This window comes from Bacteroidia bacterium (assembly GCA_019695265.1).
GTDB lineage: Bacteria > Bacteroidota > Bacteroidia > JAIBAJ01 > JAIBAJ01 > JAIBAJ01.
Map to the genome: position 1 here is coordinate 1 of JAIBAJ010000047.1, position 26820 is coordinate 26820.

Genomic DNA, 26820 nt, shown 5'->3' on the forward strand with positions numbered 1-26820 from the left:
CTTCAATGATTCTTAAATTTGCGTTCAACATTAGGATTATAAGATTGGTTTTGTTGGTCGTACTCCAAAATTATATCTTATAGTCCTTTGTTTTTATTAGTTTTTCCTTAACTTAATGACATTGGGCAGAGGGGGCCCGCCAAATGACAAAAAGAAAACAAATAAACCTATAGGAAACGGCTTGATTGATGGTTTGGATTACCTGAAAATGGGCTAATTAACCTTTTCTTAACTTAATAAAAACTATTCCCTAACCGAGCCGCAATGATAGCGTGACAAGCAGATTGGATTTTTGCCGAAAATTAGACTAAATGAAAAAACTTGTATGCGGTTTATTTCTGGCTCTGACACTTTCCATTCAGGCCTTCGCACAAACCACGGTGCCAATTAGCGGCGATATTACCTCGGACGCTACGTGGACCAACGATAACATTTACCAATTGAATGGTTTTTGTTATGTAAAAGATGGTGTAACCCTGACTATTCAGCCGGGAACCATTGTAAAAGGTGATAAAGTTACAAAAGGCACCTTGATAGTGGAGCGTGGCGGCAAGTTGATTGCTGATGGAACTGCTACACAGCCTATTGTTTTTACGTCGGGAGAGGCTGCCGGATCGCGTAATTATGGCGATTGGGGTGGAATTATCCTTTGCGGAAAAGCTACTGTTAATTTGCCCGGAGGTGAAGGTATTGTTGAAGGTGGAACCAATGCCAGTTACGGCGGGGGAACAACTCCAAACGATGATGATAATTCGGGGATTTTGAGGTATGTACGCATTGAGTTTCCTGGAATTCCATTTCAACCTAACCAAGAGATTAATGGTTTAACCTGCGCCGGTGTTGGTCGCGGAACAACCTTGGATTATATTATTGTTGCCTATTCGGGCGATGATTCGTATGAGTTTTTTGGAGGAACGGTAAATGCCAAACACTTGGTTTCGTTCCGTGCTTGGGATGATGATTTTGATACTGATAATGGTTTTAGCGGTCGTTTACAGTTTGGAGTTTCCTTGCGTGACCCATCCATTGCCGACCAAAGTGGTTCGAATGGTTTTGAAAGTGATAACGACGGACAAGGTTCAACGGCTACACCGGTAACCAAACCTGTGTTTTCAAATTTTAGTGTTTATGGTCCGCAGGTGGATGCCGGAACAACTATTAATTCCTTGTTTAAACGTGCTGCTCATTTGTGCAGGAATACTCAATTGAATGTTTTTAATTCGGTTTTTGCCGGTTTCCCTGTAGGATTGTTGGTTGATGGCAGTTTGGCGGAAACCAATGCTACCAACAATGACTTGCAATATCAAAACAATGTGATTGCCGGATGTGCAACTAATTTAGCAGTGAATTCGGGAAGTACCTTTGATATTGCATCCTGGTTTAATACATCTGCATTTGGTAATACTACCTTAACAAATAACAGTGATTTATTGGTAGCTGATCCGTTTAATCTGTCTAACCCGGATTTCACTTTGCAAAGTGGTTCCCCATTGTCATCCGGAGCTTCTTTTTCAAATGCAAGTTTGCAAGGTGGTTTTTTTGAAAATGTATCCTATAAAGGAGCATTTGGAAACAGTGATTGGACATCTTGCTGGGTAAACTGGGATCCGCAAAATACTGCTTACAATGGAGCAGTAAACTATGCTTTTTCAACTCAGTTAAGTCCGGCAGGCAATCAAACGATTTGTGCCGGTAACAGTCTTACCTTAAATGCCCCAAGTGGTAACTACAGTTATGCATGGAGCAATGGTGGAAACGGAGCAACAATAAGTGTAAATAGCGGAGGCGATTATTTTGCATCTATTACCGATAATACAACCGGATGTACTCTTGGGTCAGATACGGTTTCAGTAGCAGTTAGCACACCTGTAGCTACTATTAGCCCAAGCAACGATACTACCATTTGCCAAGGACAATCCATTACCTTGAATGCAAATGCCGGTACTGCCTATTCCTGGTCAACCGGTGCTACCACCCAAAGCATTACCTTGAATGCAACAGGTTTGGTAACTGTAACCGTAACGGATGCCAACGGATGTACGGCTACTTCCAATGCCTTACAGGTAACAGTTGAAAATTTACCACATGCCAACTTTGTGGCCCAGGCCAACCAATTAAGTTTAACTTTTACCAATACCTCAACCGGAAACAATACCTATACCTGGGATTTTGGCAATGGCCAAACCTCCACATTGGAAGATGTTCCGGCACTAACTTACACCGGTGATGGTTCCTATACTATTTCTTTGATTGCAACCAATCAATGCGGATCTGATACACTGGAGCAAACCGTTTATTTAAGCAGTTCGGCCATTACGGTGAGTGGTTCAGTTACTACAGATAGCACCTGGCATAATTCAGCAGTGGTTTTGTTAAGCGGTTTTGTATACGTGAAAGATGGGGTTACCTTAACCATTGAAAAGGGTACCGTTATTAAAGGTGAAGAATCGACCAAGGCTACCTTAATCATTGAACGTGGTGGCAAATTGATTGCCAATGGAACCAAAAACCAACCGATTGTATTTACTTCCAATGCCGATCCGGGAAGTCGTAACTACGGCGACTGGGGTGGAATTATCCTTTGCGGAAAAGCTCCGGTAAACTTGCCCGGCGGAGAAGGTATTGTTGAAGGAGGAACCAATGCCAGCTTTGGTGGAAATGATATTACCGATAACTCAGGTGTTTTGAATTATGTACGTATTGAATTTCCGGGTATTCCTTTTCAGCCTAACCAAGAGATTAATGGCTTAACCTGTGCCGGTGTTGGAAATGGAACCATCTTAAATAATATTCAAGTTTCATTTTCCGGAGACGATTCATACGAATGGTTTGGAGGGGGAGTTAATGCCAAACATTTGATTGCTTTCCGTGGTTGGGACGATGATTTTGACACCGACAACGGTTACAGTGGAAAATTACAATTTGGAGTATCGTTGAGAGATCCAAACGTGGCTGACCAAAGCGGATCCAATGGATTGGAAAGCGATAACGATGGTCAGGGAACTGCTGCTACTCCGGCAACCAACCCTACTTTTAGCAACTTTAGTATTTATGGTCCACAGGTGGATGCAACAACCACTATAAACTCCTTGTACAAACGTGCGGCTCATTTACGCAGAAACACCCAAACCGATGTGTTTAATTCCAATTTTGCAGGTTTCCCTGTTGGATTGCTGGTAGATGGAAGTGCAACTGAAACAAATGCAACCAATAATGATTTATTGTATCGTAACAACATCATTTCCGGTTGTGCAACTAATTTGGCAGTAGCCAGTGGAAGCGCCTGGGATATTAGTTCCTGGTTTAATACAAGCGGATTTTCTAACTCCTTATTGACCACCAACTCCGAATTGATGGTAAACGATCCATTTAACTTAACGAACCCTGATTTTATTCCTCAAACAGGTTCTCCTTTGTTGTCCGGTTCAGATTTTACCAATTCCTCTTTGCAAGGTGCGGCCATTGAACAAGTTAACTACCGTGGAGCATTTGGTTCAGAAGACTGGACTGATTGCTGGGCCAATTGGGATCCTCAAAACACTGCCTATTCCGGTACTATTTTCTTGCCGGGTGCCGTTTCCGATTTCAGCAATACTACTACCGGTTTAACTGCTAATTTTACCAATGCCTCAACCAATGGCGTTAGTTATTTGTGGGATTTTGGAGTAGCCGGAACTAACAATGATATTTCAACCGATGCTAACCCTAGCTTTACCTATACTACTTCCGGAATTTATACCGTGAGTTTAACTGCCTACAGTCCTTGCGGCGATTCAACTATCACCAAACAAATCAGTGTTACGGTAGGTATTAACGAAAGACCGGTAAACATTGCTAATGCAAGACTTTATCCTAACCCTAACGATGGTTCTGATTTATACTTAGACATGACCACTTTAGAGAAAGGTTTAACCGAGGTAAGGTTGTTGGATTTAAGCGGAAAACTGGTAAATACCTTGTTTTCAGGGAAATTGTCTTCAGGAAGCCATGGTTTAAATTTCAATTTGAATGGTGTTGGACAAGGTTTGTATTTCGTACAAATTGTTTCCAATGGTTCCGTGAAAACTTTGAAGTTACTTGTGAAATAAAACAGTTCGAATTTTTGAGTTAGGTTAACTTAGGCTGCTTCAGCAATGAAGCAGCCTTTTTTGTGTTTCTTCCCTTATAGTACCAATGTTATTGGAGAAATAATCTAAAACTTAGTTGAGAATTACAGAGTTGTAATCGGTATAATTCTTATCAAATCTTCGTATCAGGAAGGGCTCGCCCACTTATCTTTGCCACTAATCCACGATGGAATTCATGCAGTTGTTTAAGTTTGGTGGGGCTTCGGTAAAAGATGCACCCGGTGTTAGAAACCTAGGAAGAATTGTCCAAGACTTTTCATCCAGGCCATTGATTGTTGTGGTTTCGGCCATGGGAAAAACCACCAATGCTCTGGAAAAGGTTGCCCAGGCTTTTTTTTATAAAAATGGTGACCCACAGGCCATTTTAGAACAAATTAAACAAGATCATTTGGCAATTGTCAAGGATTTATTTCCACTTGGAAATGAACCTGTTTATGCCGAGCTGGAGGAATGTTTTGCTGCTGTTGCCTGGAATTTGGAAGATGAACCCATCAAGGAATATGATTTTGAGTACGATCAAATTGTTTCTTTAGGTGAGTTGGTGTCTACTAAAATTGTGGCGGCATATTTAAATCAGCAAGGAATTGTTGCTGAATGGTTGGATGCCAGGGATTTTATCAAAACCGATGATACCTGGCGTGAAGGAAGAATCGATTGGAAGGGTACCCAGGAAGCTATTGATTCCGGCTTGAAGCCCAAAATTAACGGAAATCCCAATTTTGTTGGCGTTGTGCAAGGTTTTATTGGTGTAACTTCGGAGAATTACACCATTACCTTGGGCAGGGAAGGTTCTGACTATACCGCTTCCATTTTCGCATATTGCTTGAATGCTTCCGGAGTAACCATCTGGAAAGATGTTCCCGGAGTGTTGAATGCCGATCCCAAGTATTTCTCCGGCACGGTGATGCTAAACCAAATTTCGTTCGAAGATGCCATTGAATTGGCTTATTACGGCGCCGGGGTAATACATCCAAAAACTATTCAGCCCATTCGGAACAAGAATATTCCTTTGTTTGTAAAGTCCTTCATTCATCCCGAAAATGCCGGAACGGTCATCAATGCAGAGCAGAATCCATTGCCGGTTCCTTCCTTTATTTCCAAGCCCAATCAGGTGTTGATTGCCATTACAAGCCGAGATTTTTCTTTTATCATGGAAGATCACCTGGCCGAGATTTTTCACTTGTTTGCCGAGCGCGGTTTGAAGATAAATTTCATGCAAAATTCGGCTGTAAGTTTCTCGGTTTGCGTTTCGTGGGACGAGTATAAACTACCCGGTTTGTTGGCCGAGCTGGAGAAAACCTATAACATTACAGTTCGGGAAGGAGTGGAGTTGTTGACCATACGTTATTACAATCAAAGCACCTTAAATCGGCTGTTGGCGGGCAAAGTTCAACTGTTGGAGAGCAAGGCCGGCGAAACCATTCAAATTGTAAGCGTTCCACAGACTTAGAGAAGAGCAATTGCCTTTTATTTTATTAGTAAGGATACTTTGGCGGGCCCCCTCCGCCCAAAAAGTATTATGCCAACTTCCAGCTAAATTGCAATGGGCGTTCGGGTCACGCTTTCGGCTGTAGTCCTCGCAGCACTTGGCTAGCGCCGCGTGCTCCTGTGGGCTACTTGCCTCAATCGTTGCCCGGGGTGCAAATTCGTACGGCCTACCATTTTCTGAACCTTATACCAATTTTAATTTATAAATAGTCCAAAGGCAATTTATAAATTTAGATTGGTAAGTACCGAGGATACAGAATGTTAGGCCAATTTTTTCAAATAAAATTAATACATGAAATTGGACTAAACATAATGTCCATTCAGTATTAGTAGCTACATTAGAGTTCATGGAATAGTTATTGAAATAGTCAATGAAACCGACAGGAATAAAAAAAGGCTCACGATGAGGTGAGCCTTGAAAGAAGGTATTAGGTGCAATAAGGTGGGAGACTATCCCATTTTGTTTTTTGCTTCGATGCTCAGTGTAGCATGAGGCACAATACGCAAACGTTCTTTGGAGATCAATTTACCTGTTTCTCGGCAAATGCCATAGGTTTTGTTTTGAATTCGAACCAGGGCTGCTTGCAGGTTGGCGATGAATTTTTGTTGACGCACGGCCAATTGGTTAATTTCTTCCCGGCTCATCACCTCTGAACCGTCTTCCAAAAGTTTGAAGGTTGGAGACGTGTCATCAGTTCCGTGATCATCGCGGTGGGAAATTTGATCTCGAAGTAATTCCAAATCCTTTTGAGCATCATCCAGTTTTTTGAGGATAATTTCTTTGAATTCTTCTAATTCTTCATCAGAGTAGCGAACTTTTTCGGTAGAATTTTCTGCCATTTGCGGTTAATTTAAGCTGGATTTTTTAAGAGAGACTAGGGTTTTGGTTTCTTCATCAATTTCAACTTGAACAGCATCGGAGTCGCTTAGGTTTGGGAGTACGTCGAAACTATCGGCTAAAATTTCAGTGCAAATATATTGTAAATTGTTTTTGACCGCAGGAGTTACTGCATCATGGTGCATTATGCTTACATTAATTCGGTCGGTTACTTCCAATCCGCTGTCTTTACGAAGGTTTTGAATTCGGTTAACTAGTTCACGTGCAATGCCTTCGTTGCGTAATTCTTCCGAAATGGTAATGTCGAGAGCAACAGTTACTTTGCCTTCAGAGGCTACCAACCAGCCCGGAATATCTTCGGAAGAAATTTCCACATCGCTGATATCGATGCTTATGGAAGTGGAATCCAGTTGGATAGGCATGGTTCCTGATAGTTCCAATTCGGCTATTTGGGCTTGGTCAAATCCGGTAATTGCTGCCGCGATGGCTTTCATATGTTGTCCATATTTAGGGCCTAGTTTTTTGAAGTCGGGCTTAATACGCTTTTTGATAATTCCGGCATCTTTTAGGTATTCCAATTCTTTGATGTTTACTTCGGCCAAAATCAGTTCTTTTACCAATTCCAATTGATCCTGGAAATGTTGATCCAGTACCGGAACCATAATTCGTTGAAGTGGTTGACGAACTCGGATGTTTTGCTTTTTTCGAAGCGACAAAATCATGCTGGTTACCTGTTGTGCCAGTTCCATTCGTTCTTCTAAATCAGAATCAATGAAATTGGATTCGGCAGGAGTCCAATAGCTAAGGTGAACAGAACTAAACAATTGGTTGTTGTTTGAAGCAGTGGATTGGTTAAGGTTATTGTACATCCAATCGGCGAAGAATGGGGCAACAGGACTCATTAACCTGCTAATGGTGGTTAAGCATTCAAAAAGGGTTTCATAAGCTGCTTGTTTATCCCGGTTCATTTCACCTTTCCAAAAGCGCCTTCTCGACAGACGTACGTACCAATTACTAAGATGACGGTCAACAAATTCTTCAATGGCCCTAGTAGCTTTGGTTGGTTCATAATCGGCATAATAGCTATCAACATCAGTAATCAGGCTATGCAATTTGGAAATGATCCAACGATCCAGCACCGGACGTTCAGAAAGAGGTACCAGGTTGTTTGGCACAAATTGGAATTGATCGATATTGGCGTAAATAGCGAAGAAGGAATAGGTGTTGTAAAGGGTTCCGAACAATTTGCGTTGTACTTCTCCAATTCCTTCAATATCGAATTTTAGGTTTTCCCAAGGAGCAGCATTGGAAATCATGTACCAACGGGTGGCATCGGGTCCGTATTTACCAAGGGTTTCGAAAGGGTCAATCGCATTTCCCAGGCGTTTACTCATTTTGTTTCCGTTCTTATCTAGAACTAAGCCATTGGAAACCACGTTTTTGAAGGCCACTTTGCCAAACACCATAACAGCGATGGCATGCATGGTAAAGAACCAACCACGGGTTTGGTCAACACCTTCTGCAATGAAATCGGCCGGATAGGCTTTTCCACTATCGATTAATTCTTTGTTTTCGAATGGATAATGCCATTGGGCGTATGGCATGGAGCCGGAATCGAACCATACATCGATGAGGTCTAATTCTCGTTTCATGGGTTTTCCGGTTGGCGAAACCAGTACTACTTCGTCGATAAAAGGGCGGTGTAGGTCGTTCAGGTCCGGATTGGTGATTCCTAATGATTGGTTGGCTTTAGCAATTTCGGATTTTAGTTGTTCTACAGAACCGATGCATATTTCTTCGCTACCGTCTTCTGAGCGCCAAATAGGAAGAGGAATTCCCCAGTAGCGGCTGCGACTCAAGTTCCAGTCAACCAGGTTTTCGAGCCAGTTTCCGAAGCGACCGGTTCCTGTACTTTCCGGTTTCCAGTTGATGGTTTTGTTTAATTCAATTAGTTTGTCTTTGGCTGCTGTGGTGCGCACAAACCAGGAATCCAGGGGATAGTACAAAACCGGTTTGTCGGTTCTCCAGCAATGCGGATAGGTATGTTCGTATTTTTCCTTTTTGAATAGTTTTCCATCCAATTGTAGCTTAATGGCTATTCGTTCATCCACGCTGAGGTATTCGTTGGTTCGGGTAACAATTTGTTTTACCAGTTTATTAAATTCCGAATCTTCAGGAAGGTTTTGAAGGCGTTTTACTTCGGCAGCTTTTTCATCGGCATGGAGGTAATCTTCTTTTACGTATTCGTTGGGGAAGTCGCTTACTTCGCTAACAAATTTTCCCCGTTTATCGACTAGTGTAAGCGAACCTATACCATTGGCTTTAGCCACCCTGAAGTCGTCGGCGCCGAAGCTGGGTGCAATGTGAACGATTCCGGTACCGTCTTCGGTAGTAACGAAATCGCCGATAATTACTTTGAAAGCATCGCCTGATTCAGGTTGACAATAGGGTAGTAATTGTTCGTATTGAATTCCTGCCAAGTCATTGCCTTTGAAGCTGTTTACCACTGCGAAAGGGATGTTTTTATCGCCTTCTTTATAGTCATCAAAGGCCAAGCCGGCATTTTTTTCCGGGAAATATTTACCCATTAAATCTTTGGCCAGAATAACGGTTACCGCCTGTCCGGTATAAGGACTAAAGGTTTTAACTGCAACATAATCAATGTCTTTTCCAACGGCTAAAGCGGTATTGGAAGGCAAAGTCCAGGGGGTGGTAGTCCAAGCTAGAAAGTAAGCAGTATTTTCAAAAGGGATGGAAGAGGTTTCTATCTTCACTTTAAACATTGCCACAGCAGTTAAATCCTTCACCATTTTATAGGTTCCGGGTTGGTTCAGTTCGTGGGAAGAGAGACCGGTTCCGGCGGCTGGGGAATAGGGTTGAATGGTATAGCCTTTATACAGCATGTTTTTGCTGTAGAGTTGTTGCAGCAGCCACCAAACCGATTCGATATAGTTGTTTTCGTAGGTGATATAAGGATGTTCCAGGTCGACCCAATAGCCCATTTTCTTGGTAAGGTCGTCCCAGATATCGGTATATTTCATTACTTCTTTTCGGCAGGCAGCATTGTATTCTTCAACGGTGATTGATTTTCCAATGTCCTCTTTGGTGATGCCCAGGGCTTTTTCTACGCCCAATTCAATGGGTAAACCGTGGGTGTCCCATCCTGCTTTACGTTCAACGCGGAAGCCTTTAAGTGTTTTATAGCGGCAAAAAATATCCTTGATGGTGCGAGCCATTACGTGGTGGATACCCGGCATACCATTGGCGGAGGGGGGGCCTTCGAAAAACACAAAAGGTTTATCGGCTGGGCGATTTTCGATGCTTTGTTTAAAGGTATTTTCCTTGTTCCATTTTTCCGACACTTGTTTAGCGATTTCGGGCAGGTTTAAGGATTTATATTCAGGATACAACATGGTTGCTGGATGGATTTTTTAAAAGGGCTGCAAAGATAAGAAAAGGGAGAGTAAGGCTGGAATTAACTCCAAACAAAAAAAGCCTTCCCTGTTTCAGAGAAGGCTTGAGCCAAGGTCTTGGGAAGGAAAAGTTTAAGCTTCAGCGAAAGGTTTCACTGAAACGAAAGACTTATCGTCTTTACGGCGACGGAATTCAACGATACCGTCAACCAAAGCGAACAAGGTATGGTCTTTACCAATTCCTACGTTTTCGCCCGGATGGTGTTTAGTACCACGTTGGCGAACGATAATGTTACCAGCGATAGCAGCTTGACCACCCATGATTTTAACGCCTAGGCGTTTGCTATGTGATTCGCGTCCGTTCTTGGAACTACCGACGCCTTTCTTGTGTGCCATTTCCTATTGTAATGTTTTGTTGGTTTGTAACTTATTATTCAGCCACTTCAGCTTTAGCTGCTTTTTTCTCGCCTTTAACGTTGATAGCGTTAATTTGAATTTGAGTAAAAGATTGACGGTGGCCATTTGATTTTTGGTAGCCTTTACGACGTTTTTTCTTGAAAACGATAACTTTATCGCCTTTCAAGTGAGACAAAACGGTAGCAGATACTTTTGCACCTTCAATGCTTGGACTTCCTAAAGTCACTTTGCCATTATCATCGGCTAATAATACATTGCCGAATTCAACTTTCTTTCCAGCTTCCTCTGTAAGGCGGTGTACATAAAGCTTTTGGTCCTTCTGAACTTTAAATTGCTGTCCGGCGATTTCTACGATTGCGTACATTGTGTTGAATTTACCCCCATTTTTGGGGACGGCAAAAGTAATAAAAATTTATTCGTAAAAAATATTTTTTCAACAAAAATTTCAACCTTGGCAAAATTAGTTATAGTTCCAACGCCCATAGGCAATTTAGAAGATATCACCATTAGGGCTTTGAACAGCCTTAAATCATGCGATGTTGTATTTGCGGAAGACACGCGAACGAGCGGAAATTTGCTTCGACATTTTGAAATACAGAAAAAAATGGTGGCCTTTCATTTGAACAATGAGCATAAAGTTTTGCAACAAGCTATTGATACTATTCAAAGTGTGGAGCTTGCTGCCTTAGTTAGTGATGCCGGCACTCCCGGTATTAGCGATCCCGGTTTTTTGCTTATTCGGGAATGTATAAAACAAGGCATACCGGTAGAAACACTTCCAGGCCCAACGGCCTTTGTGCCGGCTTTGGTTAATTCCGGATTGCCCTGTGATCGTTTTTATTTTGAAGGGTTTTTACCGCATAAGAAAGGAAGAGAAACCCGTTTGAAGTTTATTTCCCAACTGGAAGTTAGCTGTGTGCTATATGAATCTCCATTTCGTTTGGTTAAATTGCTGGAAGAACTCATTAAACACTGTGGTGCCGAGCGGCCTGTTTGTGTAAGTCGTGAACTGACCAAATTGCATGAAGAAAATTTTAGAGGTAGTTTGGTTCAGGCCTTAACTCATTTTCAAGCCAAAGCGGTGAAGGGTGAAATTGTAGTTGTTTTAGGTGTTTAAAGCAGGAATTCTGAAAAATGGGCTTTTGCCTTTTTTAATTGAATATAAAATAGTTGACTGCTAAACGTGCTCCTATTCCTGTTTAGGGGTTTATTTTACTGATTGGGAAAGCCATTTTACCGGATTCGGATTCCAATACCAGGGAATAAAAACCTGCCGGCAATTCGGAGATGTCTACTTTTTCATTCCAAACTTGTCCGGAAATTAAAGTTTGACCGTGAAGAGATATGACCCGGTAATTAAGTAGTGTATTGGATTGGTTAGACTTAATGGATACAACTCCTTGGGTTGGGTTAGGGAAAACTTTCCAATCGGGGTTTTCCAAGATGGGATAACCTACCGGAATTTCGTTAACCACGGTAATGCTCACCATTTGGTCTTCGGTTTTGTTGAGGTAATTGGAGTTGTCGCAAGTGATATTGATACAGCCTGAATTGTCTTTAACCATCAGGCAAATGTTGTAATATCCGGGAGCAGAATAGGTATGAGTTGGAGTTGCAGCGATATCGGAGGTACCATCGCCCCAATACCAGCGGTAGAAGTTAGTGGATGGCAAGGCGTCGGTAATGGCAAACCAATTGTGTGGAGTTGTAGAATCAGCAATAATGGTGATATTGGAAGGACAAACGGTATCGGCATTGTAGGTGCTCATAAAATTACCATAGGAATAAGTTGAAGAGAAGGCCGTGCTGGTAATGGTAGTATCGAGCGTGTTGGTAGTGGTGTTAATAATAGAAAGTTTGTTATTAATTCCATGACAAACATAGAGTTGGGAGCCATCGGGTGTGACATTGAGTCCGGTTGGGGTGCTGGAAACCCCGATTCGGGCCAGAATGCTGTAGTTGGAAGTATTAATAACGGTAACAGTATCATTGGCCACTTCGGATACATAGAGTTTGGATCCATCGGGGTGAACGGTGATACCGCGGGGAAAGTCGCTGGTAGGAGCAAGGTTTATGGTGGAGATTATGCTGTTGTTTTGAGTATTAATTACTTTCACTTCAGCAGCAGCTTCGCAGCTAACGAAAGCGCGGGTTCCTGCCGGATTTAGAGCGATATAGGAAGGAGAGTTGGAGCAAGCGATGGTAGTAGCAACCGTATTAGTAGCTGTATTAATTACATACACCTGATTATCGGAGCCGTGCGGTACGAAAAGTTTTTGTCCGTCGGGAGTGATTGCAATGCCTTTGGGGTCACTGCCAACGGAGATAGTTGAGGTAACGGTTAGGGAAGAGGTATTTACTTCGTATACAGAATTGGTGTAGGGAGAAGTAACATAAGCCTTGGACCCATCGGGGCTAACAACTACAGCATTAGGTGATGTGGCAATGGTTACAGCGCCGATAACCTGGTTGGTGATTGCATTAATTACTTGCAGTTTACCGGCTGTTTGGTCGACCGAATATACCCTGGTACCATCGGGGCTAACGGCAATAGCGGATTGCACCCCGGAACCGTTGATTAAAATTGAATTTAGAATAACTTGGGAAGGAATATCGACTACCACCACCGCGCCGCCCCGGGAAAGGTAAGCTAGTTGGGCAGGAGCAAGGAAAGAAAAGGACAGGAAGACTAGTGTGTAGAAGATGGATTTCATTGAATTGGGTTTAGGATGCAATGGTAAAAAAATCTAAAAAATATGGAGTTAGGAAATGAAAAATTTCTGAAAATTTAAAGTAAGCTTAAGGTGGCAAAAGGAGGATGGATGGACGAAGCAGGGTTGATTGGTTTTGCACCCTCGGGTAGGGATAGAAGTGGATAGCCCACAGGACCCCAACGGCGTTAGCCTAGGGGGACGAGGACTAGGAACGAATAGCCCGACCCGAACACCCGAATGCAGCTATGGGTTAAACTTGCAGGAAGATAGGAAGGGTGGAGGGGACCCGCCAAATAATACCGAATGGACATTATGTTTAGTCCAATTTTATGTATTTATTTTCTTAGAAAAATTGGCCTAACATACTGTATCCTCGGCACTTACCAATCTAAATTTTTAAAAGCCTTCGGACTATTTAAAAATTAAAATTGGTAAAAGAAAAAAAGTATAGAAAAGTAAGAAATCAGGTAGATGGAAGAAGATCGGCCCAACACTTTTTTCACTCAAGGGTATGAAAATTAAATATGCGGTGTAACTTTGCAGTTCTTTAAAGAGAACCATGTCTACACCAATCGACTTTTTACCGATCTTATTTCAATTTATTGCGGCCATTGGATTTGTTGTTCTAACCATAGGTGCGACTCATTTATTGGGGCCAAAGCGCAAGACGGAAGTGAAGAATGAAGTATTTGAATGCGGGATAGAATCGGTAGGAGATGCGAGGGCGCCATTTAGTATCAAGTATTTTTTGGTAGCCATTTTATTTGTGTTATTTGACGTAGAGGTTATATTTATGTATCCTTGGGCGGCGAATTTCAAGGCATTGGGTGTTCAGGGATTGGTAGAAATGTTTATGTTCATGGCTTTGTTGCTATTGGGCTTTTTCTACATCCTAAAGAAAGGAGCATTAAAGTGGGAATAACATTCAGAAAGTAGAGTCAATATCCTAACAGGAAAGAACTAAAAACAACGTATGGGTGCTGAAAATATAAATCAAACATTACCTTCCGGGATAAAGCTGGTTAGCGGTCCGGATGGAATTGAAGGTCCTGGTTTTTTCGCTACTAACCTGGATAAGGTAGTAGGAATGGCCAGAAAGAATTCTATATGGCCATTGCCATTTGCTACATCCTGTTGTGGGATTGAGTTTATGGCCACGATGGGAGCGCATTACGACTTAGGCCGGTTTGGTTCGGAGCGATTGAGTTTTTCGCCACGTCAGGCTGATTTGTTGATGGTAATGGGAACGATAGCCAAGAAGATGGCTCCGATTTTGCGTCAGGTTTATGAGCAAATGGCCGAGCCAAGGTGGGTAATAGCAGTAGGAGCTTGTGCATCGAGCGGAGGAATTTTTGATACATACAGTGTTTTGCAAGGGATAGACCGAGTGATTCCGGTGGATGTTTATGTGCCGGGTTGTCCGCCACGTCCGGAGCAAATAATAGATGGTGTATTAAAAATACAACAATTGGTAGAAAGCGAGTCACTTAGCAGAAGGGAGTCGCCGGAGTACAAAGCCAGATTAGCCCAATACGGCATTGAATAATTAGAAAAGACAATACATGAGCCTCAGTACCGAAATCGTTGGACAAAAGTTATCCGAGAAATTTGGAGATGCTATTGTAAGTGACGAACAGCAAGCAGACTTCCACATTTGGACGGTTAAGCGAGAAAAGATTTTTGACATTATTCAGTATCTTTATGAAGATTCGGAATTGCAATTTCAGTTTTTGACGACCTTATGCGGAATTCATTATCCGGACAATGCGCCGGACAAAACCATGTGTGTGATGTATCAATTGCACAATTTGCCTGGGAATCATCGCATTCGATTAAAAGTATATTTTTCAGAAAATGACAAGGTAATGCCGACCATTACCCCAATATTCAGGACAGCCAACTGGATGGAGAGAGAGGCCTTCGACTTTTATGGCGTAGTTTTCAAAGGACATCCGAACCTGAAAAAGATTTTGAACATGGAGGATCAGGAGTTTTTTCCGATGTTGAAGTATTTTCCTTTGGAGGATCCGACCCGTGACGACAAGGACGACACCATGTTTGGCCGAAAAATGTTTAACGCATAAATTATAATCGCATTCTCAATCCAACAACCCACCGATGAGCAAGGCAGTTACTGAAATACTGAAGGAAGAGAAAGTTTACTCCACCCTTAATTTAGGTCCAACCCACCCTGCTACCCATGGTATATTTCAAAACGTTCTGAAAATGGATGGTGAAATTATTATGGATAGTGAGGCCACCATAGGATACATACACCGTGCATTTGAAAAAATTGCCGAGCGCAGACCGTATTATCAAATTACCACACTTACCGACCGATTAAACTATTGTTCATCGCCGATTAACAACATGGGATGGGAGATGACGGTGGAGAAGTTGCTAGGAGTAGAGATTCCGAAGCGGGTAGATTATATGCGGATTGTGGTAATGGAAATGGCCAGGTTGGCGGATCATATTGTTTGTAATACTGTAATTGGTGTAGATACCGGAGCCTTATCAGGTTTTGTGTATATGTTTCAGTGGAGGGAGAAGATTTATGAGTTTTACGAAGAAATTTGTGGTGCCAGGTTAACCACTAATATTGGACGTATTGGAGGGTTTGAGCGGGATTTTTCGTCTAAGACCTGGAGTCAGGTAGAGGAATTATTGAATGAATTTCCCAAGGTTTTAAAGGAGTTTGAAGGATTGTTATTGCGAAACCGAATTTTTATGGATAGGACCAAAGGTGCGGGTCCTATTGCTGCGGATTTAGCATTGAATTATGGCTTTACGGGTCCCAACTTACGTGCTGCAGGAGTTGATTATGATGTAAGGGTGATGAATCCATACTCCAGTTATCAGGATTTTGACTTTATTGTACCGGTTGGAACCAAGGGAGACACGTATGATCGATTTTTGGTTAGGCAGGAAGAAATGTGGCAAAGTTTGTCGATTATTAAACAGGCCTATCAAAAATTACAAAGCATGCCGGCCGGTCCTCACCATGCGGATGTTCCGGAATTTTATTTGCCGCCGAAAGAGGATGTTTACAACAACATGGAAGCCTTGATTTACCATTTCAAAGTGATAATGGGAGAATTGGAGGTTCCGAAAGGCGAGGTTTACCATAGTGTGGAAGGGGCCAATGGAGAATTGGGCTTTTACCTGATAAGCGATGGTGGCCGCAGTCCGTTTCGTTTGCATTTCCGCAGGCCCTGCTTTATTTACTATCAGGGATATGCTGATATGATAAAAGGCTCTATGCTTTCTGACGCCATTCTGACCCTATCGAGCATGAATGTGATTGCCGGGGAGTTGGATGCTTAAATCCTTTCCTACCGATGGAAACCACCTTCACCCCTAAACCCTTACCCATTGTTAAGGGACATTGGCTATTTAAAAATGCCTTGGAGCTGAAGGAAGGTATGATTGAGTTTTATGAAAAGTATACCCAGGAAGTTGGGGATATTTTCTATGTAGATACGCTCAAGGAGCAAATGATCATATTGGCACATCCGGATTATGCCAAGCATGTATTACAAGACAATAACAAGAATTACAAAAAGAGTTTTGCTTACGATGTATTAAAACTCTTTTTAGGAAACGGATTGCTCACCTCGGAAGGAGATTTTTGGTTGAAGCAGCGTCGATTGGCCCAACCTGCGTTTCATAGGGAGAAGCTGCAGAAATTAGCCGAGAATATTTTATCGGCCACCCGTGATTTTGAGGGCAGGATGGAAGAAAGGGCGGCCATTGGAAAGCCATTTAACCTGGCACATGAATTAAATGCCTTGGCTTTGGATATTGTTTCCAGAGCATTGTTTACTTCCGATATTTCGGGAAACATGGACAAGGTAAGGAAGAGCATGGATGTAGCCAATGAATTTGCCATAGGTAAAATATTTGAACTTATTCCATGGCCTTTGTGGGTGCCACTGGCATCGCATCTTCGTTTTCAGAAAGCATGCAGCGAATTGGATGGGGTAGTGTTGGGGATTATTAATGAGCGGCGGAAAAATCCCGGACAATATCATGATTTGCTTTCTATGTTGATGGAAACCAAGGATGAAGATACCGGAGAAACCATGACGGATACCCAACTAAGGGATGAAGCCATGACTATATTCTTGGCAGGACATGAAACAACGGCTATCGCATTGACCTGGTTTTTTTACTTGATGAGTCAACACCGGGAGGTTGCAGAAAAGATAAGGCAGGAAGTAAAAGAAGTATGTGGGGATCAGGAATTGCAAACCGGGCAGATACACCAATTGAAGTACATTCGAATGGCGATTGATGAAAGCTTGAGGATGTATCCACCGGCCTGGATAATTGGCAGAAAAACCTTATCGGAGGATGTAATTGGAGGCTATCGTATACCAAAGGACGCCAATGTGATTGTGTTGCCGTATGAATTGCATCGTCACCCCGACTTTTGGGACAAGCCGGAAGAGTATAATCCGGAGCGTTTTGCACCCGAGAAGGTAAAAGAGATGCATAAGTTTGCCTATTTCCCATTTGGAGGAGGTCCAAGGCAGTGTATAGGAAATAATTTTGCATTGATGGAAATGCAAATCATTATTTCATCCATGTTACGAAAATTTGAGTTTATTCCAACCTCATCGAAGTTGCCTGAAAAAGAACAATTGGTAACTTTACGAATGAAAGATGGATTGGAAGTTACCGTAAAAAAAATCTAAAGAATGAAAACAGCATTTACTGAACAAGTAGGAATCCAATTTCCGGTTATTATGGCGCCCATGTTTTTGGTTTCCAACGAAGCCATGGTTCTTTCAGCGATGGAGGAAGGAATAATGGGAACATTTCCGACCTTAAATTACCGAAATGAAGGAGAGTTGGAAAAAGTACTGGACCGATGTAATGCTGCCAAAGCTGCCGGTTTGCCCGGAAATTACGGAGTGAATCTTATTGTACAAAAGACCAATCCGTTGTTTGATAAACATTTGCGTATTTGTGTAGAGAAGAAAGTTCCCTTTTATATTACTTCCTTGGGAAGTCCAAAAGTGGTTATTGAAGAAGCCAAAAAGTACGGAGCCAAGGTATATTGCGATGTGACCAACATAGAGCATGCCCGGAAATGTGCAGATTTGGGTGCCGATGGGTTTATAGCGGTGGGTCAGGGAGCAGGCGGACATGCCGGGCCTTATCCATTGCAGTTGCTTGTTCCATCCTTACGCAAGGAGTTCCCGAATATTCCGGTGGTTTCGGCAGGAGGGGTTTCATCTGGTGCAGGAGTTTTGTCGATGATTTCGTTAGGAGCTTCCGGGGTTTCGATTGGAACCCATTTTATTGCTACAAAAGAGGCTGGCGTAAATGAAGCCTATAAAAATGCTATTGTTGATGCTAAGATGGGCGACATTGTGATGACAACTAAAATCTCGGGTACGCCTTGTGCTATCATCAACACGCCATATGCTCAAAAAATTGGCTATAAGCAAAATTGGTTAGAAAGAGCCTTAAGTACGAATTCACGTACCAAAAAATATTTTAAAATGCTGGTTCAATTAAGGGGAATGCAGAAATTGGAACAATCAATTAAACCGGCTAATTATCAAACTTTGTGGTGCGCCGGACAAAGCGTAGAGTTGATTAACCGGGTTGAAACTGTAAAAGAGGTTATTCAATCGTACAAATTAGAGTTTCAACAAGCTTATGAAACCTTAAAAAAGCAAGTTGAGTAAGTGTTTAATTAACACTTTTACGTAATTTAGATTTTTTCTTTCCTTATTCTTCCGTAATATTGCCGTCAAATCTGGAAAATATGTCCTCCGAAAAATCCAATGTAACCATAATCGATGATGACTTTATTTATGTTAAAGTCTTAAGTGAAAGGTTAAGTCAAAACAGCAAGATCAAAGTTGCTCAATATGCTAGTGGAGAAGACTTTTTAGCTAATATTGATTTAGCAGTTCCTAAAATTCTGATTACCGATTATTATTTGAATTCTCAGAATGTAAATGCCATCAATGGATCGGAGTTGGTAAAACGTATCCGTTCGTTGTATCCCGGAATGGCTGTTATTGTTCTTTCCGGACGTGCAGATTTAAGTTCAGCCAGTAAAACTCAAAGTTTATTTGATGCATTGGAAATCAATCCAAGTGGAGTTCAAAAGCTTTTGGATGATGGTGCTTTTTTCTATGTAATGAAAGACCGCAATGCACCAAATAAAATTTATGAAATTGTTGACGTTTTGGTTAGAAAGGTGTTTGGCAACTAATTCGAAAACTAACTAAGGTAGGAAGCCATGAAATCCTATCTATTTCCCTTTGGTTTATTTGTTTTTTGCAGTCTTTTGCTAGGAAAGACCTTCGATTCGTATGCCCAGGTTTTTTCCTATTCGGAGCAGGGTACCCCATCGAATGTATCGGTGAGAACCGGGGCAGACCAAACCTGGCTCTATATTCCTTATTTAAAGGGTAAGAAAGTTGGATTGGTTGTAAATCCAACTTCGGTTATTGGACAAACCCATTTGGTTGACACCCTGTTGCAATTGGGTGTAAAAGTTGTAAAAGTTTTTGGCCCTGAACATGGCTTCAGAGGCAATGCGGATGCAGGAGAAAAAGTAAAAACAGGAATAGATCAAAAGACCTCCTTGCCGGTAATTTCCTTGTATGGTAAAAACAAAAAGCCAAGTGCCGAACAGTTAAGCGATTTGGATGTAGTGGTGTTTGATATTCAGGATGTTGGTTGTAGGTTTTACACCTATATCTCCACCTTAACCTATGTGATGGAGGCCTGTGCCGTTAATGGAAAGGAATTGCTGATTTTAGACAGACCCAATCCGAATGGACATTTTGTGGATGGTCCAATTTTAGAAGAAAAATTTAAATCTTTTGTTGGATTACATCCTGTTCCTATTGTACATGGTTGTACCATTGGTGAATATGCAAAAATGGTTGTTGGCGAAAACTGGATAGAATCGGCAGCAAAGTTGAAGATGAAAATTATTCCGGTTCAGGGTTGGAATCACCGGCAGTTTTATTCTTTGCCGGTTAAGCCTTCGCCGAATTTGCCCAATATGAATGCCATTTGGCTGTATCCTTCCTTGTGTTTATTTGAAGGAACGGTGGTAAGTGTTGGCAGAGGAACTGAATTCCCTTTTCAGGTGATGGGTTATCCGGGAATGCCGGAGGGCAACTATAAGTTTACCCCCAAAAGCGTGGAAGGGGCTAAGAATCCACCTTATCTTGACACCCTTTGCACCGGATTTCGATTGGATGATTTTTCGGAAAATTATGTCCGTGATCTCAAGCAGATTTACCTGTTTTGGCTCACCCAAACCTATGCTACTTACCATGATAAGGAACATTTCTTTACTTCCTATTTTAATACCCTGGCAGGAACAGACCAATTGAAAAAGCAGGTAATGGAAGGTAAAACCGAAGAAGAAATTAGGCAATCGTGGCAAGTTGGATTAAGTTCATACAAAGCCAAACGAAAAAAGTATTTGCTTTACACCGATTTTGAATGATGCGCATTTACACCTATTGTTTTCTGGTTATTATTAATCTGTTTGCCATCCTGTTGGAAGCAAAGGCCGATGTGGGTCAAACCTATGATTTGAAAATCAAGCGCGAGAACCTGCTTAAATCAGGACAAGATTCATTGGGGATTAAGCTGGAGAAATTGGATAATGAATTGATTGTTAGCTATGAAGAAACCATTCGCCGGTTTGAAGAAAATGAAAAAGCTTTAGAAAACAATCAAAGTAAACTGGTGTTGTTGGGGCTGAGCGGATTGTTTTTTTCCATGCTTTTGCTGTTTGTTGTTTGGATATTGAACGAAAGACTGAATACGCTTTCAGGAAAGTCGCAGAAACTTACGTATACCTTACGAGAGGTGCTTGTTTCGCTGCTATACCAGGGTTTGCCCTCAAAGGATAGCTTGGCACATAGCCGTGGTGTACATTTTATCATCTTTATTTGCATGATAGGCATGTTGGTTTCCATGGTAGGTTATTTGGTGAAATTAATTTAGGGTCTGCCCAAAAAGTCAATCACAAAGTTTCGTTTGTTTTTTAAAATTCTAAGTATGCGGGCCCCCTTCCGCCTTGCTGTCTTTTTGCAAATTTCAAACAACCTGCATGGGCGTTCGGGTCACGCTATCGGCTGTAGTCCTCGGCCCACTTGGCTAGCGCCGCGTGCGCCTGTGGGCTACTTGCCTCTATCGTTGCCCGAGGCGCCACCTCATCGTGTAGTTGATAAACCATCCTGTTATGGTTTCTAGGGTCAGCTGAAAACCACTCCATCGATTCGTTTTAAACCATTTAATACCGAATGGACATTTTGTTTAGTCCAATTTTATGTATAGATTTTATTTGAAAAAATTTGCCTAACATTCTGTATCCTCGGTACTTACCAATCTAAATTTATATAAGCCTTCGGACTATTTAAAAATTAAAATTGGTATAACATTGGTATTACTAGCTCTCGGTGTTGAAAAATTATGAGTTATGCTTGGCATTCATCCTTAATTCAGCTATAGGTTTGTATACGATTACATGGAAAGGATAGATTTTCAAGATACGGCGACTGCATTCAGCCATCTTACCGATAAAGACTTGGTTCGCTCCAAACAATTGTTTTCCTTATTTGGCCAAAAATGGCTGTTGACAGTAGGAAAACCCCTTTTAAACTTCTCCTTGGTTGCCGGATTGCCGGTAAAAGGAATTATAAGGGCCACCATTTTTAAGCAGTTTTGTGGGGGTGAGTTTATTGAAGATTGTATGGAGACAATTCAGCGATTGGGGAAACGCAATGTTAAGTCGATATTGGATTATTCGGTGGAGGGGAAGGAGACGGAGGATGATTTTAGGCGAAATGCAGAGGAAATAATTGCCACCGTGAAGAAGGCAAAGGGAAATCCAAACATTCCTTTTTGTGTGTTTAAAGTAACAGGAGTTGCACGTTTTTCATTGTTGGAAGAAGCTAATTCCGGGGAAAAACTTAGGGATGTTGCTAAGGCAGAGCTGGAAATGGTGAAGCATAGAATAGAAAACATTTGCCATGCAGCTTTTGAGGCCGGGGTGCCTATTTTAATTGATGCCGAGGAAACTTGGATTCAGAATACCATTGATTATTTGGCTGAAGAGATGATGGTTTTGTTTAATAAGGAAAAGCATATTGTTTTTAATACGGTACAACTCTATCGGCACAGCAGGTTGGAATACATGCAAGGTTTGTATGAAAGATCGTTGGAGAAAGGATTTAAACCCGGGTTGAAGTTGGTGCGTGGTGCTTATATGGAAAAGGAAAGGGAAAGGGCGCAAAAGATGGGATATCCATCGCCGATTAATGCAAATAAGCAGCAGACCGATCAAGAGTTTAATCAGGCTTTGGATTTTTGTTTAAAGCATCATCCGCATTTTGCTATTTGTGCCGGTACACATAACGAGGAGAGCAGTTTGCATTTGGTGAATTTAATGCATCATTATGGATTGTCGGCTAACGATAAGCATGTATGGTTTAGCCAATTGTTGGGAATGAGTGATAATATCAGCTATAACCTGGCATCGGCGGGATACAATGTAACCAAATATGTGCCGTATGGTCCGGTGGAAGAGGTAATGCCTTATTTAATGCGCAGGGCAGAAGAAAACACCTCTATTGAAGGTCAAACCGGAAGAGAGTTGAAACTAATTGAGAAGGAATTAGACAGAAGGAAAGGAAAATAATTGGTTTTTTGGTGGGATAGATTTTCTTTTTTCAATACCTGAAAAGGTTAAAGTAATAATAACCCAAATTGTCAATAGAAATTTTAAACTTCAATTCGAGGCAAGTGTAGGTAAGTTAGTTCAATTGTCTTGTTCTACCTAGCTTTCCGCTTATTCCATTTTGTATAGCTACGGCTTTGCACCTCGGGCAACGATAGAGGCAAGTAACCCACAGGCCCACGCGGCGCTAGCCAAGTGGGCCGAGGATTACAGCCGAAAGCGTGACCCGAACGCCTTTTGCCAAAGCTTCGGAGTTTGCACCTTGCCAGTTAGGCGGAGGGGGCCCGCCAAATTATACCGAATGTACATTATGTTTAGTCCAATTTTAGGTATTAATTTTTATTGAGAAAATTGGCCTAACATTCTGTATACTCGGCATTTATACTGAATGGACAAAATGTATAGTCCAATTTTATACTTAAGTTTACTTGAAAAAATCGGACTAACACCGATTGCAAATCTGTAATAGTCCAATTAGGCTAAGCCATAATTGGACTAAACATCATATGCATCGGCATTTACCAATGTTGCAAATGCCGAGGATAAAAATAAATGATTCCAGGAGGCCTAAGCGAACTGGAAACATATTATTTTTCCTCTCGGTATAATTCTCAAAATAGTTTTGGACTATTTTTCAAATAACAGTGGTATAACATTTTGTATCCTCGGTACTTACCAATCTAAATTTATAAAAGCCTTCGGACTATTTATAAATTAAAATTGGTATAATTAGTGGTATTCAAAAAAAAACGGACACCCTTCTTGCAGGATGTCCGTTTCCGGATTGAGTAAGCTCCTTACTCTTTGATAATTTTCAGGTCTTTTCTTAAATCGCCTTCCTGAACCGAAAGCAAGTAAAAACCTTGAGGTAATTCATTGCCAATTTGCAATTCGCCTTGGGCTTTCTCTTGGTGGAAAACGATGCGTCCGGTCATATCTCTAACCCATACTTCGGCAGTGTTATCCAACTCCAACACTAAGTTGCCACGGAATGGATTTGGATATGCGCGGAAGTTCAGTTCTTCGGTTTCTATAGCATCTTCTTCCAAACGGAAAATGGCAGGGGTTGTAACCACACAGGTATCACCATAAGGTCCAATTCCTCCATTCATTTCAACTTTCACGGTAACATTGTAAGCAGTTCCTGGAGAAAGCGGAGACAAGGCGTGAACATAGGTCATGCGGAAGGTATTGGAATTGTTGGTGCTAATCCAGGTTTGGTCGTATCCGCCCGGACCAAAAACACGGAAATGGTATTTAGTGGTACCAACAACACCGTTGCAGGTTAGTTTTGAATTTAACTGGGTTAATACTGTATCGCAGTAGATAGCAGATAGTTTGGTTTTGAAATTAGCCATTACAGCACAAGTGGTTCCGAAGTCGGATGTTCCGGCATCGGTAACGGCAGCAATACGAACGTTGTAGGTGGCTCCGTTGGTAATTCCGGTGAAGTTTCTGAAGCGGAAATAAGCCAATGAACTGCCTGTATTGATTACTTGAGAATAACCCAAGGTAGTATTGGTTAATTCAACATTATAAGAAAGTGCTCCTGCAACCGGTGTAATTAATATACTGGAGTTTGGAGAGGTTACAATTCGTCCGCACTGACTTGGTCTCAACGAGGTAGTTTGCACCGGTGGAGTTGTTACATCGCATGAAGCTCCGTACGAACCAATTCCGCCGTTCATAATTACTGCTACTTCCACCTGATAAGTGGTAGATGCTCTTAGTGTAGCTAGGTCATTTACCCAACTCATTTTAAAGGTATTGGAGTTGGTAGGAGTTACATAGGTTTGGTCGTATCCGAATGGGCCGGTAACGTGGTAGCTATAAAAGGTAGTTCCGACTACACTATTGCAAGAAAGAGAACGGGCCAGGATATCGATGGTAGTACCACAAGAGGCAGCCGAAAGGGTAGTTCTGAAATCTACATTGATGGTACAAGGGCTACCGTATGCTGTATTTCCATCCGGTGTAATGGCAGAAACTCTTACGGTATAGGCGGTTCCGTTTTTCAAACCGGTGAAGGCATTTAAGCGGAAGGAATTTACTGCTGTGCCTGTGTTGTAAACCTGAGAGTAAGACAAAGTGGTATTGCTTATTTCAACATTATAGGAAGTTGCACCGGCTATGGTAGCATAAACAATTCCTGAATTGGGTGAGGTAATGGTTGCCCCGCAGAAGGAAGGTACTAAGTTGGTAGTTGGACCGGCAGGTGTAGTAACAGTGCAGATGCTGCCATAGGGTCCCCAAACACCGCCTGTTTTAACCGATACTTCCACATTGTAGGTTGTAGAAAGAGTAACCGATGGGCTAACCTGGCTTAAGCTGAATGAATTGGTATTGCTACCGGCAGCATAGGTTCCGGTAAATCCGGTACCATCGGTTACACGGTACCTGTAATCTTGAGCCCCGGAAACTGAAGTAGCATAAAGGGTAGTTGAAAGCGAAGGAATGGTTATACCGCAGGATGCAACTTCAAGTGAAGTAGTAGCACAACCTTCGTCAATTTGACCATCGCAATCATCATCGATGGAGTTTCCGCAAATTTCGGTACGGCCTGGATTTACTTCAGAATCACTGTCGTTGCAATCGCCGGATGTTGCGGTTAATTCTGGCCACAGGTAATAGCTATCGCCCGGTTTTTCGCATTGTGTAACCGAAGAGCCGGTTTCGGCATATCCATCATTATCATTGTCTAGGTACCAAATTGAATTTGGGTTAATTTGATCATAGGTGTCGTCACAATCTTCATTGTTGATGGAGTACCCATCCGGTAGGCTACAAGCCTGGATGGAAGAAGATGCATCACCGTAGCCATCGCCATCACTATCTAAATAGTAAGTGGTTAATAAACCATCGTCGGTATTTCCATCGCAATTGTTATCGATACCGTCGCAAATTTCGGTAGCACCCGGATTAATAACATCGTTGTTATCGTCGCAGTCTTCGTTGTTAACTGAATAGCCAACGGGCAAGGTGCAGGCCTGGGTAGAGGAAAGGGCATCGCCATAACCGTCACCATCGTTGTCGCGGTAATAGGTAGTTAACAAGCCTTCGTCGGTATCGCCATCGCAATCGTTGTCGATGCCATCGCAAATTTCGGTAGCGGCAGGATTAACTACATCGTTGTTATCGTCACAATCTTCGTTGTTTACTGAATAACCAAATGGCAAGCTGCAAGCCTGGGTAGAGGAAAGGGCATCGCCATAACCGTCACCATCGTTGTCGCGGTAATAGGTGGTTAACAAGCCTTCGTCGGTATCGCCATCGCAATCGTTGTCGATACCATCGCAAATTTCGGTAGCGGCAGGATTAATTACGTCGCTGTTATCGTCACAATCTTCGTTGTTTACTGAATAACCAAATGGCAAGCTGCAGGCTTGGGTAGAGGAAAGGGCATCGCCATAACCGTCACCATCATTGTCGCGATAGTAGGTGGTTAGCAAGCCTTCGTCGGTATCCCCATCGCAGTCGTTGTCGATGCCATCGCAAATTTCGGTTGCTCCCGGATTAATGGCTGCATTGGCATCATCGCAATCGCCGGAGGTAGATACAAGTGATCCGGCAAGGAAATAGCCGACCGGTTGGGTGTTTTGGGAAAGGGTAGAGCCATCGCTGTAGCCATCTTCATCGGCATCTTTGTACCAGGTGTAGTTCGGGTAGGCCACCTGAATGGTACAAGCTGATCCATAATTGCTCCAAATAGAACCCTGACTAAAAGCCACTTTTACAGTATAGGTAGTACCATTTATGATACCGGTAAAATCGCTGAGGCGGAAGGTATTGGAATTGGTTTCAAATACTTGAGAATAACTTAAACCAACATTGGTTAACTGAAAACGATAGCTTTCTGCATTAGTACCTGCAGCTGAGGTAATAACTTGTCCGGCAGAGGTTACAGATGAATTGCAATCATCCGGAATTAAAGAAACAGTAGAGTTAATAGGAATAGCAACAGTAATGTTACAAGCATTGCCATAACTTCCCCAAATTCCGCCAACCATAGCTGCAACCTGCACAGAATAAGTACGTCCGTTTAAAACTCCGGGTACAAAACTCATTCTGAAAACAGGAGAGTTGGTAGAAG

19 protein-coding genes and 2 pseudogenes are annotated in these 26820 nt (G+C 42.1%); 13 read left to right on the plus strand and 8 right to left on the minus strand.

What is annotated here, in order from left to right; translation table 11 throughout:
* The first annotated feature begins 311 nt into the window (after positions 1-311).
* Both K1X82_08455 and K1X82_08460 read left to right on the plus strand, forming a co-directional pair.
* Positions 312-4088 (plus strand): PKD domain-containing protein, encoded by a 3777-nt coding sequence (locus tag K1X82_08455; GenBank protein MBX7182129.1) that lies wholly within the window; start codon positions 312-314, stop codon positions 4086-4088.
* Positions 4089-4302: 214 nt separating this feature from the next.
* On the plus strand, positions 4303-5577 hold the full coding sequence (locus tag K1X82_08460) for an aspartate kinase (GenBank protein ID MBX7182130.1): 1275 nt from the start codon (positions 4303-4305) through the stop codon (positions 5575-5577).
* A gap of 488 nt (positions 5578-6065) precedes the next feature.
* Here the strand turns inward: K1X82_08460 and K1X82_08465 are convergent, their stop codons facing one another.
* From K1X82_08465 to rplU, 4 genes are all read right to left on the minus strand, one after another.
* Positions 6066-6455, minus strand: coding sequence for a TraR/DksA C4-type zinc finger protein (locus K1X82_08465; protein MBX7182131.1), 390 nt, complete (start codon positions 6453-6455; stop codon positions 6066-6068).
* 6 nt (positions 6456-6461) lie between these two features.
* Positions 6462-9866 (minus strand): isoleucine--tRNA ligase, encoded by a 3405-nt coding sequence (gene ileS / locus K1X82_08470; GenBank protein ID MBX7182132.1) that lies wholly within the window; start codon positions 9864-9866, stop codon positions 6462-6464.
* 132 nt (positions 9867-9998) lie between these two features.
* Complete coding sequence (gene rpmA, locus K1X82_08475) at positions 9999-10262, minus strand: 50S ribosomal protein L27 (protein ID MBX7182133.1); 264 nt, start codon at positions 10260-10262, stop codon at positions 9999-10001.
* Positions 10263-10296: 34 nt separating this feature from the next.
* A complete protein-coding gene (gene rplU, locus K1X82_08480; protein MBX7182134.1) occupies positions 10297-10647 on the minus strand; it encodes a 50S ribosomal protein L21 in 351 nt (116 codons plus the stop codon).
* A gap of 78 nt (positions 10648-10725) precedes the next feature.
* On the opposite strand from rplU, the gene rsmI reads away from it, so the two are divergent.
* A complete protein-coding gene (gene rsmI, locus K1X82_08485; protein MBX7182135.1) occupies positions 10726-11400 on the plus strand; it encodes a 16S rRNA (cytidine(1402)-2'-O)-methyltransferase in 675 nt (224 codons plus the stop codon).
* Between the two features lie 82 nt (positions 11401-11482).
* Here rsmI and K1X82_08490 read toward each other — a convergent pair whose 3' ends face one another.
* Positions 11483-12997: a beta-propeller fold lactonase family protein gene (locus K1X82_08490; GenBank protein MBX7182136.1), complete on the minus strand. Its 1515-nt coding sequence runs from the start codon at positions 12995-12997 to the stop codon at positions 11483-11485.
* A 559-nt stretch (positions 12998-13556) separates the two neighbouring features.
* Between K1X82_08490 and K1X82_08495 the strand changes: the two genes are divergently transcribed.
* From K1X82_08495 to K1X82_08540, 10 genes are all read left to right on the plus strand, one after another.
* Positions 13557-13919, plus strand: a complete 363-nt coding sequence (locus K1X82_08495) for an NADH-quinone oxidoreductase subunit A (GenBank protein ID MBX7182137.1) — start codon at positions 13557-13559, stop codon at positions 13917-13919.
* A 51-nt stretch (positions 13920-13970) separates the two neighbouring features.
* Positions 13971-14543, plus strand: a complete 573-nt coding sequence (locus K1X82_08500) for an NADH-quinone oxidoreductase subunit B (protein ID MBX7182138.1) — start codon at positions 13971-13973, stop codon at positions 14541-14543.
* 16 nt (positions 14544-14559) lie between these two features.
* Positions 14560-15081, plus strand: a complete 522-nt coding sequence (locus K1X82_08505; GenBank protein ID MBX7182139.1) for an NADH-quinone oxidoreductase subunit C — start codon at positions 14560-14562, stop codon at positions 15079-15081.
* Between the two features lie 34 nt (positions 15082-15115).
* Positions 15116-16324, plus strand: a complete 1209-nt coding sequence (locus K1X82_08510) for an NADH-quinone oxidoreductase subunit D (GenBank protein ID MBX7182140.1) — start codon at positions 15116-15118, stop codon at positions 16322-16324.
* A 14-nt stretch (positions 16325-16338) separates the two neighbouring features.
* Positions 16339-17697, plus strand: a complete 1359-nt coding sequence (locus K1X82_08515) for a cytochrome P450 (GenBank protein MBX7182141.1) — start codon at positions 16339-16341, stop codon at positions 17695-17697.
* Between the two features lie 3 nt (positions 17698-17700).
* Positions 17701-18699, plus strand: a complete 999-nt coding sequence (locus tag K1X82_08520; GenBank protein ID MBX7182142.1) for a nitronate monooxygenase — start codon at positions 17701-17703, stop codon at positions 18697-18699.
* Between the two features lie 80 nt (positions 18700-18779).
* A complete protein-coding gene (locus K1X82_08525; protein ID MBX7182143.1) occupies positions 18780-19235 on the plus strand; it encodes a response regulator in 456 nt (151 codons plus the stop codon).
* A gap of 27 nt (positions 19236-19262) precedes the next feature.
* Entirely contained in the window at positions 19263-20489 is a 1227-nt protein-coding gene (locus K1X82_08530; protein ID MBX7182144.1) for a DUF1343 domain-containing protein, read from the plus strand.
* On the plus strand, positions 20486-20995 hold the full coding sequence (locus K1X82_08535) for a hypothetical protein (GenBank protein ID MBX7182145.1): 510 nt from the start codon (positions 20486-20488) through the stop codon (positions 20993-20995). Before K1X82_08530 ends, K1X82_08535 begins: the two co-directional genes overlap by 4 nt.
* Positions 20996-21518: 523 nt before the next feature.
* On the plus strand, positions 21519-22691 hold the full coding sequence (locus tag K1X82_08540; protein ID MBX7182146.1) for a proline dehydrogenase family protein: 1173 nt from the start codon (positions 21519-21521) through the stop codon (positions 22689-22691).
* A gap of 836 nt (positions 22692-23527) precedes the next feature.
* On the opposite strand, the gene K1X82_08545 is transcribed toward K1X82_08540, so the two are convergent.
* The 3 genes and pseudogenes from K1X82_08545 to K1X82_08555 form a co-directional block, all read right to left on the minus strand.
* Complete coding sequence (locus tag K1X82_08545; protein ID MBX7182147.1) at positions 23528-24487, minus strand: T9SS type A sorting domain-containing protein; 960 nt, start codon at positions 24485-24487, stop codon at positions 23528-23530.
* Between the two features lie 960 nt (positions 24488-25447).
* A pseudogene (locus K1X82_08550) lies at positions 25448-25906 on the minus strand (putative metal-binding motif-containing protein).
* A 225-nt stretch (positions 25907-26131) separates the two neighbouring features.
* Positions 26132-26737, minus strand: a pseudogene (locus K1X82_08555) (putative metal-binding motif-containing protein).
* Between the last annotated feature and the right edge of the window lie 83 nt (positions 26738-26820).